Genomic DNA, 13604 nt, shown 5'->3' with positions numbered 1-13604 from the left:
CTCAATATTGTATGAGTCGCCTTTGTAGGAATGAAGTATTGTGCAACATTACCCCCTCAAGCAAATCAGCCAAAGTAATTTGGATCGCCTAGCAGCTTCTGTTTTAGAAAGCTACAGCTATCAAGATCTCTATCAATTTTCTTACCCGAAGGCGCTGAAAAATGAAGCCCGTGACCTATGGGCTTTAACTGAAGATGAAGACCTCGAGAGCTTGCAAGCCTTACGTGAACGCCGTGGGTTGGGCCCAGAGATAAAAGATGAACAGCTTTTGGCTAGGGTATTCGAGATTGAAAACAATGGCCTGCTATTGGTGAATGTCTGCCGTAATGATGCAGATGATACTTTGATTGAAATCTTCACTACAGAGGCTTGCGATCGATTTTTTGTAGAGCGCTGGGCAAAGTTTCTCAACAACTTTTTTTCATGGGCTGAGGCAAAGTATATTGTATGCTGGCCCAAGGTGGGCGGTGAGGCCGCTAAGTCGCTCTTGTCTATTTCTGGAAGCTATTTAGCAGACAACTTTTTGGCTGCTCATATTCTTGATGTGCCGTTGACAATGAATCACGATTTGAGCTTTCGGGCCTTTTCTGTGGAAAAAGATTGGGAATGGTATGAGCGTGAGTACCATCAGTTCCTACAAGACAACCCCCGTTTTAGCGATATTGTTCCAATAACTGAAAAAGATGATATCGTAGAGGCTTGTGAGGAAAGGCTATGTGATATCGCCATGCTCAAGGGCGAGCGCTTAGGTATGGTGATGGCCGAAGCATCTTCTGAACTTGGCTATCAGGGCATCTTAATAAGCGATATTTTTATTGCCGAGAAATATCGAGGTAAGGGTTTTGCCTCTTCATTACAGCGAGGTTTTTTGGCGAGTCGTATAGAAGACTGCCAGCTAGTCTGCGGTTATATCGATGCTTCCAATAAAGCTTCTTTGCATAATGCAATGAATCAAAATCGCAGAATTCTTCGCCAGGAATGCTATGTTCCGATTGCGAGTTACTGTAGCTGAGTGGCAGCTTGATTTTTGATGTGTTGCTTTGCTTTCAAAAAACTGCGCTTATCCCAGAAAACTGTGCTTTTCTTGCTTAAAATTAATCGATTAATTCGAACATAAAATGATCGTATAGCTTTCCTTATAATTAACCGCAAATTTTCTTCAGTTGATCGATATTTTACCCTCCAAGTAATGCATCTTACGGCAGGCTGGTTTAGCGTCTTTGTTAACTTTAGGAGACGCATTATGATTCACAGATTTTTGTTAGCCGCAGCTTTGCTTGCGGCTAACTTTAGTATTTCAAGCTATGCCAGCATCGATTCTGAAAAACTCTCTGATCTGATCACCAAACGATACGGCGGCGATAAGCTTGTACAACTTAATCAGCTTTGGATGCGCGATCGCTATATTCGGATCGACAAAGAGCAGAGTTTTTACCCCGGTATTGAAGAGGCTAAGAATAATGACGCCGAGCTACTGATTGATTTTCAGCTGCAAAAGATGGCTTTGCGCTATCAAGGAGAGCACGACCAGCAGGCTTTTTATCAGCATCAGTTGTTGAATGAAAAGGGTGCTTATTCCCTGGATGATAACGCCAAGGAGTTTAGCGCTATCAAAAGAGGCTTTAGCAATATCGCTGGTGGCCTTCCTTATCGTATGGATTTATTTTGGGCCAAGCTTATTAGTTTGTACCCTGAAAATCTGAGCAATATTCAAGAGCAAAGCTTCTATGCCAGAGATGGCTATCAAGCTAATTTTTCAGCTGCTGGATTCTCAGGTTTGACCTTTAATATCAGCTTAGCAGGAGATATTGTAAGCCTGACAGTTGATGGACGTAAGCAGCAGTTTCAATTTGATCACCACCAAATAACCCAAGGCTTAAGGTTTGCAGAGCAATTGCAGGTCGCTGCGGGTGGTAATATTCGTAATATCTCAGTGAAACGAGAGTTGCTAGCAACCAAAGTACCGGATGAGGTATTTGAATTGCCAACTTCCTACAAAGCTGCAAAGGCTGTTGCGCAAGTTATGCCACAAGAGATGCAAATACAGAAGCTTGCTGAAGGGGTCTACCATGTTGGTAAATCTGTTGGTTTCTCTCTATTTGTAGAGGTAGGGGATAGCTTTTATGGAGTAGGTGGCTACCAAGGGCTGGGAGAACGTTTTAAAGCCCTACAGGCGAAACTGAAAAGCAATAAACCGCTGGCCTATCAAGTTGTAAGTCACCATCACTATGATCATCTTGGTGGCATGCAGGAGGCAGCTGATCTTGGCGCGACATTTATTGGCTCAGCAAAAGCTCTAGAGATAGTTGATTCTCTACTCAGTAGCAAGCTCCCAAAATCACGTTACCAATCATTTGTTGAACAAAAATCAATCGCGGAAGGTAAGCTGTTATTAGCTGAGTTTGAAAACCCCCATGTGGCAAATCATATAGTAACGTTATTGCCCGAAGACAACATTCTATTTGCTGAAGATCTATATTTTTCCTTGGAGGCTAGCGGTGCTCCAGAAGCTGAAGCCCGTCACTTTTCTTTAGCTACTTGGCTAAAAGATAAGGGGGCGATTATCGACAGCTTTGCGGCTGGGCACAGCGTCCGCATTTTGTCGGCTGAAGAATTTTCCTCGAGCTTGTCTCAGGCGAAGAAAAGCCCTGTTTGTCCAGAGTTATGGAAAATTTGCCGACCGAACTAAATCATTTGGCCCTAGTAAGGGCTTTGATTCGTAGCTTATATAGTAGATGGCGATTTAGGCTTGCCCATAGCGAGCCTAATAGCAAAGATTAAGAAAACCAAAAAACCTGCAAAGCTGCCTTTCCTTTCTCTCTCGATCTTGTCTTCGAAGGGCATTAAGAACTTTGAAGTGTCGCTATCTTGTATAGCTTTCACGCGAGGTGGTGAGTTGTCGTCAACATAGAAACGATAACTCGTGCCGAGCCTGATTTGTTTGTACCAATATTGCGCTTGCGAGATGTCCGGGAAATTTAGAAATAACCATTGTTGATCGCGGCTTAGTAGGTTCAGTTGGTAAACCACCGTCCGGTTCATTCGACGTTGGGCAATCTCCTTATCGTCAATGGCGCTGTCAATAATATGTAACTGATTGATGTCTTTGGCTGAGGGGAATAAGACGGGATGCAAGATAATCGCTAGCCCTAAAATGAGGCCAATGATGTTACCCATCTCGCTCCGCCCTATAGCTTGTCTGACAGAAGATTTTGGTTTGCAGCATGTTTAAACAAACGCTTAATGCAGTTTTAATCTTGCTTTCCTAATAATATCGGCGTGTAGCTCTCGATAATGTCGATTTTGATCTGCTGCAGCAGTTACGATCTCAGAATAAATAGATTGGGCTTGATCGGCATTGTTATTTGCGGCTAAGAACTCGGCAAAGTAGAACATGGCGTCTGGGCCCATGTAGTAATCGTATAGGGCTTCGTATTCATGTTGGGCTGCATTGATTTGTTGGAGCCCATCAAGGGATCTGGCATACAGTAGGTGGGCATCTTGATCTTTAAAATCAGGATTAGACTCAATGAGTTTATCTAAGAGTTCTTTGGTTTTGGATAGATTGCCTAAGCCAAATTCGGCCTTGGCCGCTCCGAACATAAGGTGTGGGTCGTCGGCCAGCGGGCCTTGGAGTGCTTTGTCGAAGAGTTTTTGAGCTTCTTGGTATAAACCTTTGTCTAAACAGGAATTAGCCAGGTTCATAGCATTCTCTACTGTATCCGCACGTTGGTAAGCTCGAGTTGCTTGATTTAGGTCTTTATCCGGGTTAAGTGCTTGACTCACTTTTTGCTTGGCTCTGCGTCCAGTGCGGGTATTACCAGCATCAGGCAGAACTTCCAAAATGAGATAGGCCAGTGCGCCGGCAACGGGCAGCATGAGCACAATCCAAATCCAGGTGGTGTTGCGTCCAGTCTTTACGACATGAATAACAAAAGCAACTTGAATCAAGATCGTTAAAATAAGAAATGGCATGCCCTAAACACTCCTTTGAAGGCCAAATAATATTGAAACCGATTGAGTGGCTTAAGTCTATACCCATTCAGTTTTGAATAGTTGATAAAAGACTAGCTTGGAACTCAGAAGAAAGAATTGGACCGGGGTAAAAAGGCGGCCTAAATCCCTTTTAGGCCGCTGCGAAGAGTGCTAGAAATCTTAGATTTTTGAGGGTTGTGCAAATAAAACGTTAATCTTCAACCACGGCGGTGGCTTCGATTTCCACCATGGCTTCATCTTCCATAAGCGCAGCGACTTGCACCACGGCCATGGCTGGGAAATGGCGGCCGAAGCAATCGCGATAGGCGGCGCCAATCTCTTTTAATGAGGAAAGATAAGCCTGTTTATCGGTGATATACCAAGTTAAGCGGGTAATATCGCTAGGTTTAGCATCGGCTTCGGCCAAAACCGCTACGATATTTTTAAAGGTTTGGTGAACCTGCTCGGCAAAGTTGTCGCTGGGGAAGTTTTCATTTTCATCCCAACCGATTAAACCACCGGTAAACACCATGCGGCCCTGGGCGGCGACGCCATTGGCATAACCTTTAGGTTTAACCCAATTTTCTGGCTGTAAAAATTCCATATGGATACCTATTTGTAATTATTTTGAGCCTTAGTGGCCTTCGTTCATTAATGTCTGTTTGGCGATGATGAGCTTTTGCACTTCCGATGCGCCCTCGTAGATGCGCAGTGCGCGCACTTCACGATAAAGCTCTTCAACTGGCATGCCGACGGTGACACCTAGGCCACCAAATAATTGAACCGCAGTGTCGATCGCTTTTTGGGAAGCTTCTGTGGCGTATAGCTTGGCCATGGCCGCTTCGCGGGTTACGCGCTCGGCAACGCAGTCTTTGGTCCAAGCGGCGCGGTAAATCAGTAGCGCGGAGGCATCAATATCCAAAGCCATTTCGGCCAGCTGAGTTTGTACCAGCTGCAAGTCGGCCATCGGGGCGCCAAACAATTCACGGCTAGTGGTACGTGCAATTGCTTCATCTAAAGCGCGACGAGCAAAGCCTAAGGATGCAGCACCCACAGTAGAGCGGAATACATCAAGGGTAGCCATCGAGATCTTAAAGCCTTCACCTTCATTACCCAGTAATTTGCTCTTAGGAATTTTACAATTCGTCATTTTGAGGCGGGCGAGTGGGTGCGGTGCGCAGACCTGAATGCGCTCGGCAATTTCAAGGCCTTCGGTATCAGCATCGAGAATCATCGCGCTGATGCCTTTGGCACCGGCATCTCCAGTGCGTGCAAATAGCACATAGTAATCGGCAATGCCGCCATTGGAGATAAAGGTTTTTTCACCGTTAACGATGTAGTGATCGCCAGCGTCTTCAGCAGTGGTACTCATAGCGGCAACATCGGAGCCAGCGTCTGGCTCGGTAAGCGCAAAAGCGGCGATCTTTTTACCTTCACGTACAGCGCTTAAATATTCTTGCTGTAGGGCATCACTTCCGAACAAGCTGATTGAACCGCTGCCAAGGCCTTGCATGGCAAAAGCAAAATCCGCTAAGCCAGAATAGCGGCCCAGAGTTTCACGAATTAAACACAGTGAACGTACATCAAGTTTTTGACCTTCACTGCGTAGCGCAACGGCGTAATTTAACCAGCCACCTTCAGCCAGCTTTTGTACCAGCTCTTTACATTCGTCATCAACATCTGGCCCTGGGTGCGGGTTGCTATCGATATTTTCCGCCGCCCAAGCATCTAGGGTTTCAGCCAGCTCACGATGCTTTGGCTCTAAAAAGGGCCAGTTTAAATAGGATTTATCACTCATGGTTTACTCCTAAAGGCAGCTCTATTTGCTTCAAAACAGTTACTAGCATCAGTGTTGCTAATTGCTTATAGCCATTGAGTTTTAGAGCTGCATTTTTATTTTAGTTGCCTTCAAATACCGGCTTTTCTTTTGCAACAAAAGCGTTGTAAGCGCGGGTGAAATCTTCGGTTTGCATACAGATCGCTTGCGCCTGAGCTTCAGCCTCAATGGCTTGATCAATGCTCATGTTCCACTCCTGGTGCAGCATGGTTTTGGTAATGCCATGGGCAAAGGTTGGGCCTTGTAAGAGGTTGTGCGCCATATCTTGGGCGGTTTGCAAAACGTCTTCTGGCGCAACTAAGCGATTAAAGAAACCCCAGCGCTCACCTTCATCGGCGCTCATCATGCGACCGGTGTATAGAAGATCGGCTGCGCGTCCTTGGCCGATGATGCGTGGCAAAATCGCACAGGCACCCATGTCGCAGCCGGCAAGGCCAACGCGGGTAAATAGGAAGCCGGTTTTGGTGCGCTCGGTGCCGTAACGGAAATCAGAAGACATGGCGATAATGGCGCCAGCACCTACGCAAATACCATCGATAGCGGCAATAATCGGCTGTGGGCAGGCGCGCATGGCTTTAACGAGATCACCGGTCATGCGGGTGAAATCTAGTAGGCCACGCATATCCATTTTGGTCAGCGGGCCAATGATGTCGTGCACATCACCGCCTGAGCAGAAGTTTTCCCCAGCACCGGTCATCACCACGGCTTTTACATCATCGATATAGACCAGATCTCGAAACAGATCGCGAAGCTCGGCGTAGGACTGAAAGGTCAGTGGGTTTTTACGATCTGGGATATTAAGGGTGATGGTGGCTACGCCTTCGCTATAACTCCAAAGGAAGTGCTCTGGCTGGTATTGGCTTGGATCAAAGCGGTTGGCGTCTCGAATCATGGTGCCCTCTCTAATACGTCTCGTTATTGCAGCTCGCTGACTTATCGCTGTTATGGCTTTCTATATAAGGCAGTTGAGCGGAATAAATTAATATGGAAGATATTTACAAGTAAAGTAATAGTTTGTATGGTTTTAATCAAGAGCCTGGGGCAAGATTGGTTGAAATTGTCAGTAAATAGGGTGATTTGAGCTCAATTGCCGCAAAGCAAGGGGTTAAATATCGGGAGCGAGCGAAAAGCCGCGATAAAAGAGCAATCTTGTTTGCTAAAAGGCACAAATATCGACGCATTTAGAAATACTGTAGAAGGCATTATGAGTTTAAAAGACAAGCATGTAGTAGTGACTGGGGCATCAAAAGGTATTGGTGCCGCTATCGTCGACGCTTTGGCCGCTGAGGGCGCCAAGATTACCCTAATGGGGCGCAGTCTTGCTGGGCTAGAGCATAAGGCTGAAGGTCTGGCGCTGGCTCAGTGTGTGGCAGTTGATGTTATGGACCCTGAGGCCGTGAGTGCAGGTTTTGCGAAAGCGCGTGAAGGCTTTGGAGCCATCGATGTGCTCATCAATAATGCGGGGCAGGCGGCCACGGCGCCCTTTCATAAGATGGATCATGGAACTTGGCGCCAGATGATGGGGGTGAACCTTGATAGTGTGTTCTTCTGCTGTCAGGAGGCTATAGCCGATATGCGCCCAGCCAAATCTGGGCGCATCATCAACATCGCCAGTACGGCGGCTTTGAAGGGTTACGGTTATGTTTCAGCCTATGTGGCGGCTAAGCATGGAGTGTTGGGATTGACTCGCGCTTTGGCGCTAGAGACGGCTCAGCATGGTATTACTGTGAATGCCGTTTGTCCTGGTTATACAGAAACAGAGCTGGTTCGTGATTCCATTAAGACCATTATGGATAAGACTGGGCGCAGTGAAGATGAGGCTCGTGCTGAATTAGCTAAGAGCAATCCGCAAGGGCGATTGATTCAGCCTGAAGAGGTGGCGGATACGGTGTTGTGGTTGTGTCAGGCCAACAGTGCCTCTATCACCGGGCAGGCGATTGCAGTGGCCGGCGGCGAGGTGATGTAAGGCTTGGTGGCTTCGATTGGGGTCAGAACCCTTGGGTTCTGACCCCGGGTTTCTGCACGGTGTTGGTGATTGCCGCTGAGGTTTTGCTTTGGTGGAGTTTAAAGCTTGTGAGGAACGTTAGTATTCGGGCTTCGATTGGAGTCAGAACCCACGGGTTCTGACCCCGGTGTTGTTAGCTTCTGTTTTCGGGGTTGAGTTCGGCTAGGATGTCGATTTCGAAGGTGAAGACTAGCTCGCCATATTGATTATAGGCTTCGTTGCGACTGCGAATAATTCCCCATTGCCCTCGTACTACCTTGTCGAGCTTTTCGGTAATTTCATAGGTGTAGGTTAATGTATGGCCTGGCCGCACTGGCTTTATCCACTTCATATTCTGAAACCCTACCCCGGCACCATTGCGGCGACCGTCTCGAACGCCTGTAGCGAAGCGTTCCATGTAGCTCACCATTAGCTTCATCCATATCGCACTGATGTGCCAGCCGGAGGCGACTAAACCTCTGTAGCGTGTATCTAAAGCGGCTTCGGGGTCGGTGTGGTAGGGCTGTGGCGCATAGCGTTTGCCAAAATCGATAATTTCTTTTTCACCAAAAGTATGGCTGCCAAATACGTGGAATTCGCCAACGGGAATATCTTCAAACCAACGGCTGCGAAAGACTAATTGCTCGCTCATTGCTGGCCTCCTGCTGGATTAAAAGCCACCATGATTGGGCTGCTTAAACTCATTACGCATTTTTCATCTTGATTAAATACGCTGATTTCGCAGAGCAAATCACCGTATTCAGCATGCTCTGTTTTGCCGCTAACTTTAATATCGGCGGATAACTCATCATCAGCGTATACGGGTTTTAACCAACGCAACTGTTCAACGCCAGGTGAGCCTAAGGCTTGAATATCATTGTCGTTAAGCGTATCGGCCAGCAGACGCATCATCAATGCGCAAACCTGCCAGCCACTGGCGCAAAGGCCACCGAAAATAGATTCGTCGGCCGCCTCGCTACTTAGGTGAAAAGGCTGCGGATCGAACTCTGCCGCAAATTCTAAAATGTCCTTTTTAAGAAGAACAATAGGCCCGGCGCGATAACTCTGGCCTAGGGGGATGTCTTGCCAATATTGCATGGGGTGCTCTCTAAGTGCTGGAGCTTCGTTCTTTTTTCGAGGAAAGATATAGCCCTCGACTTTGCCAAATAGCGATTCTTGAACTAGCCTAAACGGCACGAAACCAGCGGTTATAGTATTTTGGGCCTTACTATATCGGTGCTGTAACGGCTTGGTCAATCCAGTGTTTGAATGGGGTTATCGCGTGGCTACCCTTAAAAAGTAGGGCGAGTTCATTAGCAGGAAAGGACACAGTATGGGGCTTTGGGCAAAAATATTAACCATGTTTAGTGAGCCAAAGGCAGAAGCTGAATCGCTTGCTTTGCCAAAGTTGCAGCAGCCTGCTGACAATAATGCTTTTTTTCATCCCTTAGCATTACTGGATGGCTTAACTCAACTAGAGATCGAGCAGCGTTTTCTTAAGGTTTGGCTACAGCTTGATGCAGAGCTACAGCTGTCTGCAAATGTACCAAAACCTCTAAAAGATAAGCTGCTAAATGAGCAATATCGTCAAGCTGCTGTGCCCCGGCTGCCCACTGTCTTACCTAAGCTAATGCGTGCTCTACGCGACCCTGATACAGCGGCTCGCGACTGTGTCGCATTAATCAAACAAGATGCGGCTCTATTGGCCTCGGTGCTGCAAATTGCCAATAGCGCTGTTTATCGTCCTAGCGGAATGTCAGATCAAAGTATCGAACAAGCTGTAGTGAGTTTGGGCCTGGATGGATTGCGGCGTGTTGTGTGTGAAGCTCTATTAAAGCCCATTGCAAAGCGTAGCCAAGCTGTTGGGGAAAGCCAAAGTAATGCGGCATGGCAATACAGTGTGCGCACAGCGATGATTGCTGAGGAACTGGCACGCATTAATGGCCAAGATGGTTTTTTAGCCTATTTGTTAGGTTTGTGTCAGGGCTTAGGCTATATCACTTTGTCGAATGAATTTATTAAATACAGCCAAGTTAAAAATAGCGCTGTAAATAAACCTCAAATTGCAGAGGCCTGCTTAGCTTTTGCGGCTACCTTAAGTGCAGAGATTGTTTCTGATTGGCCAATGCCGCGGGAGTTGTTAGAGCAGTTGTGTGTTTTTGCAGAATTTCAACAAGTGCCCAGTGATCACACTCTCGATAGTTCAAAGCTCACCCCCCCCAATGACGACAGTTTAGCTAGCACATTAAGCTTAGCGGTTTATGCCAGTCAGATTTATAGTCTTTCCCAGCATGATCTCAAACAGCAAGAGCTTGGGACAGACTCAGAGAAAGGCGATGAGCTGCCCTTGGATTTATGGTCCGCGCTTGCCGAGCAATGGGGCTTCAATAAGCTATTTCTCAGTCAATTGGCGCAAAGCCAAATCTAAATTCATCATCCTGCCCCACAATATCCTTTTTGAACTCCTCGCGTCTTAGCGCCATAGGTATGATTCAGTTACAGTTAATACTAATGGCTCTAGCATCGTAGTTGGCCCAATATATGATGAGTCTTGCTCACACCGTAAACCGCGCACAGTAAAAAGGAACGTAACTATGAAAACATTGATGACAACTTTGGTGGCCGTTTTGGCGCTTTCTCTTAGCTCTTGGGGCTATGCCAAAGAATGTAAAGGCCAGAGCCAGTCCGCTTGTGGTAAAAGCAGTAGCTGCAAATGGGTAGATGGCTACAAGCGTAAAGATGGTAAACAAGTGAAAGGCTACTGCCGTGCCAGTGCTGGCAAGGCAAAGAGCAAGCTTTCAGCCACTGCCAAAGACGCTAAAAAGACCGCCAGCAAGAAATCAGAGACTGCGGTAAGTCAAGCTAAGAGCAAGGCCAAAAGTAAGACGAAAAGCAAAGCCAAAAGTAAATCAAAATCTAAAGCAGAGCTGGCCAAAGCTAAGGCAGAGACCAAGAAAAAGTCCAAGTCAAAAGCTAAGAAGAAATCAAAAGATCTAGCAAAGGCGGCAAAGTCTTCTAGCAATTAATTTTGCATGCTAGTTGAATAGATTTTTTCAACAGACTCTTTGATAGCTTAAAAAATAGCGCTCAATATAATATTGCGCGCTTTTTTTCATTGATTTGTTGAGAGTTGGCTTATTAAGAGATGGTTGATTACGGGCTGTCGATTACTCGTAATCAATGGCAACAATATAGAATAATTCTTCGCCTTCGGGCTTTCTCAGCACGACTTCGTCATCAAGTTTTTTTCCTAGCATGGCTTTTGCAAGTGGGGAGTCCATGCTGAGTTTTCCTTCGGCGACATTAAATTCATCGGGGCCAACAATTCGAAAGCGTTGCTCTTCGTCGTCTTCGTCTTCCAGTGTTACCCAAGCACCAAAGAATACCTTGTCTCGCTCGGCAGGGGCTCTATCGACAATGGTAAGCTCATCCAAGCGTTTACTTAAAAAACGAACACGACGGTCAATTTCCCTAAGGCGGCGCTTGCCGTATATATAATCACCGTTCTCGGATCGATCACCATTTTTTGCTGCCTCATGAACCACATTGGTTACCTCTGGGCGTTCCACTTTCCAAAGCTGGCTAAGCTCTGATTGTAAGGCATCGGCGCCTTCGCGAGTTATATAGGGGGAGCCTTTGCGGCTAGGTGGTCGCCAGCGCCCCATTAGTTTGGCCTCTGTGTTTCAGTGCTCAGGTTAAGAATATCGACCGCAGCGATGGATTGCGCTTGTAAATCCTTCACTTCAAAACCGAATAGCTGGCTGTAAAAATACAGCTCGCCTTCTAATGCTGTAACAATTGCATCGGCGCCACGGAAGCCGTGGCCTTCGCCAGCAAAAGGAACATAGGCGACGGGAACCCCTTTATTGTCGAGAGCTTCTAACATAGCTTCGGCTTGATTAGGTGGTACCACTTTGTCGTCTAGGCCTTGGAAAAAGATGGCAGGGCAATTGAGTTGTTCGACGTGATTAATTGGTGAGCGAGCTTGATAAACGTCTTTGTCTTCTGGGTAGGGGCCCACCATAGAATCCAAGTAACGTGCTTCAAACTTATGGGTGTCACGCGCCAGGGTTTCTAAGTCGCCAATTCCATAATGGCTAGCGCCTGCAGCAAAGCTATCGGCAAAGGTTAGTGCGGCCAGCACGGTGTAGCCACCGGCGCTGCCGCCTTTTATACAAAGGCGTTTGGGATCAGCTAGCCCTTGTTCAACAAGGTAATCCGCTGCAGCACAAACATCTTCGACATCTTTTATCCCCCATTGGTCTTTTAAGCTGTCACGATAGTTGCGGCCATAGCCGGTGCTGCCGCGATAGTTAACATCAAATACTGCAAAACCTCGGCTAGTCCAAAATTGAATTTTTACATTTAAGGCGGTTTCGGTTGCTCCTGTAGGGCCACCATGGCAAAGCACAATTAATGGTGGTTTTTCATCAGCAAGCGGCTGAAATTTTGGGTTGCAAGGTTCATAGTAAAAACCATGCGCAACTTCAGAACCAGCAGCGAAGCTTAAGGCCTGGGGGGTAGAGATAAAACTAGGATCAATCTCGCTATTACTGCTGCGACAAACCTCGGTTATTTCGCCACTTTGCCATTGCATCAATTGACTGGCGCATTGGCTATTGGCGGCAAAAAACAAACTGCGACCAGCTGTGCTATTGATCATGGATATATCGTCATAGGGGTTTTCTAAATCGGGGCTTTCGATTTTGTCGAGATTTCCACTTGCGATGTTGATCGTTGCTAATTGCCAACGACCTTGCTGGGTATAACAGCAAATAATATTTTCAGCATCTAAAAAGCTATAGCAGCTCATGCCAAACACCCATTGTGGTGTGGCAAATTCGGCATCGAGGCTGTGAAGGCAGCTAAGCGCTTTGCTGTTTATGTCATAGCGGTATAGATTCCACCAGTCACTAGTATCTGAGACAAAATAAAAATGCCCGTCTGGTCCAAAGCTAGGCTGAAATATGGATTCTCCTCTTGAGTGCTCGATGCTCAAATCGGCCGCACTGACTTGCTCCTGCTTTAAAACATTTCCCGCTTTATCAAGATCGGCAATATAGCATTCCGTGGCATCCCAAGGCATATTGGGGTGGCGCCAGCACAAATAGCTGAGCTGTGAACCATTGGGGCTTAAGCAGGGGTTAGAATAAAAGTCGGCACCGCTAAACAGTGTTGTGCATTGGCCTTGCCGCTCGGCGGCTGTTTCGACTTTGACGATGCGATTTTCAGGTTCGCTATGAGCTTCATTGGCGGAGTGCTCTTCAGCAACGGCAATCAGGCAGTTGTGCTTTTGATCCCAGATTAAATCGGCAAAACGAATATGTTCCTCATGAGTGATACGTTTGGTGGTTTTGCTTTGCAGGCAAAGTCGGTAGACATCTTGATCTTTGGCATTAACAAAATACAATTCTTCACCCGCTAGGCAATAGCTGGCACCACCATATTCATGGCAGTTGCTGCGAACACTAAACGGAGCCGCTGTTAAATCTTCGCGCTCTTGGGGCTTATCTTTATGGGCGCGTACCAAAACAGAGCGGCCTTTTTCTTGGGGCCTGCCTTCTAACCAGTAATTATAATTTTTATCGAGTTTGGGTTCGCTCAGGCGTACGCTATCGGCAACCAGTAGTGAGGCATTGATTGGGGATTGCCAGCTGCCACAACTCGCGCTGGTCTTGGTGGTGTTTCTAGTCATAGTCTTCCGCTAATGTCTTATGGCCTTTCGCCAGTTGTCTGAATTGTACATCCTCCTTAAACCATAATCACATTTGGTGTTGGCAGTTGGCCTCTGCAGTGCTTTAAGGTTTA

General features: G+C 46.8%; 14 protein-coding genes. 5 read left to right on the top strand and 9 right to left on the bottom strand.

The genetic code is table 11. The features are described from left to right. Nucleotides 1-40: 40 nt before the first annotated feature. Complete coding sequence (locus tag Q1A08_RS12215) at nucleotides 41-1012, top strand: GNAT family N-acetyltransferase (protein WP_299773272.1); 972 nt, start codon at nucleotides 41-43, stop codon at nucleotides 1010-1012. 231 nt (nucleotides 1013-1243) lie between these two features. Continuing rightward, nucleotides 1244-2689 carry a hypothetical protein gene (locus tag Q1A08_RS12210; protein WP_299773271.1) on the top strand — a complete coding sequence of 482 codons (1446 nt, stop codon included), beginning with the start codon at nucleotides 1244-1246 and terminating at the stop codon, nucleotides 2687-2689. Nucleotides 2690-2724: 35 nt separating this feature from the next. Here Q1A08_RS12210 and Q1A08_RS12205 read toward each other — a convergent pair whose 3' ends face one another. The 5 genes from Q1A08_RS12205 to Q1A08_RS12185 form a co-directional block, all read right to left on the bottom strand. Then, nucleotides 2725-3177 carry a hypothetical protein gene (locus Q1A08_RS12205; protein WP_299773269.1) on the bottom strand — a complete coding sequence of 151 codons (453 nt, stop codon included), beginning with the start codon at nucleotides 3175-3177 and terminating at the stop codon, nucleotides 2725-2727. A gap of 63 nt (nucleotides 3178-3240) precedes the next feature. Beyond that, entirely contained in the window at nucleotides 3241-3975 is a 735-nt protein-coding gene (locus Q1A08_RS12200; RefSeq protein ID WP_299773267.1) for a tetratricopeptide repeat protein, read from the bottom strand. A 211-nt stretch (nucleotides 3976-4186) separates the two neighbouring features. Further along, a complete protein-coding gene (locus Q1A08_RS12195; RefSeq protein WP_299773265.1) occupies nucleotides 4187-4579 on the bottom strand; it encodes a RidA family protein in 393 nt (130 codons plus the stop codon). Nucleotides 4580-4609: 30 nt separating this feature from the next. Beyond that, entirely contained in the window at nucleotides 4610-5773 is a 1164-nt protein-coding gene (locus Q1A08_RS12190) for an acyl-CoA dehydrogenase family protein (RefSeq protein ID WP_299773263.1), read from the bottom strand. Nucleotides 5774-5873: 100 nt separating this feature from the next. Next, nucleotides 5874-6704: an enoyl-CoA hydratase family protein gene (locus Q1A08_RS12185; RefSeq protein ID WP_299773261.1), complete on the bottom strand. Its 831-nt coding sequence runs from the start codon at nucleotides 6702-6704 to the stop codon at nucleotides 5874-5876. 312 nt (nucleotides 6705-7016) lie between these two features. On the opposite strand from Q1A08_RS12185, the gene Q1A08_RS12180 reads away from it, so the two are divergent. Then, nucleotides 7017-7778, top strand: a complete 762-nt coding sequence (locus Q1A08_RS12180; RefSeq protein WP_299773259.1) for an SDR family NAD(P)-dependent oxidoreductase — start codon at nucleotides 7017-7019, stop codon at nucleotides 7776-7778. A gap of 172 nt (nucleotides 7779-7950) precedes the next feature. Here Q1A08_RS12180 and Q1A08_RS12175 read toward each other — a convergent pair whose 3' ends face one another. Together Q1A08_RS12175 and Q1A08_RS12170 are read right to left on the bottom strand one after the other, a co-directional pair. Next, nucleotides 7951-8448, bottom strand: coding sequence for a MaoC/PaaZ C-terminal domain-containing protein (locus tag Q1A08_RS12175; RefSeq protein WP_299773257.1), 498 nt, complete (start codon nucleotides 8446-8448; stop codon nucleotides 7951-7953). Beyond that, entirely contained in the window at nucleotides 8445-8894 is a 450-nt protein-coding gene (locus Q1A08_RS12170) for a MaoC/PaaZ C-terminal domain-containing protein (RefSeq protein WP_299773255.1), read from the bottom strand. The genes Q1A08_RS12175 and Q1A08_RS12170 overlap by 4 nt, the downstream gene beginning before the upstream one ends. Nucleotides 8895-9129: 235 nt before the next feature. On the opposite strand from Q1A08_RS12170, the gene Q1A08_RS12165 reads away from it, so the two are divergent. Then, nucleotides 9130-10224 (top strand): HDOD domain-containing protein, encoded by a 1095-nt coding sequence (locus Q1A08_RS12165; RefSeq protein ID WP_299773253.1) that lies wholly within the window; start codon nucleotides 9130-9132, stop codon nucleotides 10222-10224. 166 nt (nucleotides 10225-10390) lie between these two features. Beyond that, nucleotides 10391-10822: a hypothetical protein gene (locus Q1A08_RS12160; protein WP_299773251.1), complete on the top strand. Its 432-nt coding sequence runs from the start codon at nucleotides 10391-10393 to the stop codon at nucleotides 10820-10822. Nucleotides 10823-10963: 141 nt separating this feature from the next. Here Q1A08_RS12160 and greB read toward each other — a convergent pair whose 3' ends face one another. Beyond that, nucleotides 10964-11461 carry a transcription elongation factor GreB gene (gene greB / locus Q1A08_RS12155; protein WP_299773249.1) on the bottom strand — a complete coding sequence of 166 codons (498 nt, stop codon included), beginning with the start codon at nucleotides 11459-11461 and terminating at the stop codon, nucleotides 10964-10966. Continuing rightward, entirely contained in the window at nucleotides 11461-13491 is a 2031-nt protein-coding gene (locus Q1A08_RS12150; RefSeq protein WP_299773247.1) for a S9 family peptidase, read from the bottom strand. Before Q1A08_RS12150 ends, greB begins: the two co-directional genes overlap by 1 nt. Between the last annotated feature and the right edge of the window lie 113 nt (nucleotides 13492-13604).

This window comes from uncultured Pseudoteredinibacter sp. (genome assembly GCF_947500695.1).
Classification (GTDB): domain Bacteria; phylum Pseudomonadota; class Gammaproteobacteria; order Pseudomonadales; family Cellvibrionaceae; genus Pseudoteredinibacter.
This window is presented reverse-complemented; position numbering and strand designations above follow the sequence as displayed.

Bases quoted from the DNA above. Each gene is read 5' to 3' on its own strand.
- Q1A08_RS12180 (WP_299773259.1), top strand. From the start codon at position 7,017: ATGAGTTTAAAAGACAAGCATGTAGTAGTGACTGGGGCATCAAAAGGT.
- Q1A08_RS12165 (WP_299773253.1), top strand. From the start codon at position 9,130: ATGGGGCTTTGGGCAAAAATATTAACCATGTTTAGTGAGCCAAAGGCA.
- Q1A08_RS12175 (WP_299773257.1), bottom strand. From the start codon at position 8,448: ATGAGCGAGCAATTAGTCTTTCGCAGCCGTTGGTTTGAAGATATTCCC.
- Q1A08_RS12160 (WP_299773251.1), top strand. From the start codon at position 10,391: ATGAAAACATTGATGACAACTTTGGTGGCCGTTTTGGCGCTTTCTCTT.
- Q1A08_RS12210 (WP_299773271.1), top strand. From the start codon at position 1,244: ATGATTCACAGATTTTTGTTAGCCGCAGCTTTGCTTGCGGCTAACTTT.
- Q1A08_RS12200 (WP_299773267.1), bottom strand. From the start codon at position 3,975: ATGCCATTTCTTATTTTAACGATCTTGATTCAAGTTGCTTTTGTTATT.
- Q1A08_RS12150 (WP_299773247.1), bottom strand. From the start codon at position 13,491: ATGACTAGAAACACCACCAAGACCAGCGCGAGTTGTGGCAGCTGGCAA.
- greB (WP_299773249.1), bottom strand. From the start codon at position 11,461: ATGGGGCGCTGGCGACCACCTAGCCGCAAAGGCTCCCCCTATATAACT.
- Q1A08_RS12190 (WP_299773263.1), bottom strand. From the start codon at position 5,773: ATGAGTGATAAATCCTATTTAAACTGGCCCTTTTTAGAGCCAAAGCAT.
- Q1A08_RS12205 (WP_299773269.1), bottom strand. From the start codon at position 3,177: ATGGGTAACATCATTGGCCTCATTTTAGGGCTAGCGATTATCTTGCAT.
- Q1A08_RS12170 (WP_299773255.1), bottom strand. From the start codon at position 8,894: ATGCAATATTGGCAAGACATCCCCCTAGGCCAGAGTTATCGCGCCGGG.
- Q1A08_RS12195 (WP_299773265.1), bottom strand. From the start codon at position 4,579: ATGGAATTTTTACAGCCAGAAAATTGGGTTAAACCTAAAGGTTATGCC.
- Q1A08_RS12185 (WP_299773261.1), bottom strand. From the start codon at position 6,704: ATGATTCGAGACGCCAACCGCTTTGATCCAAGCCAATACCAGCCAGAG.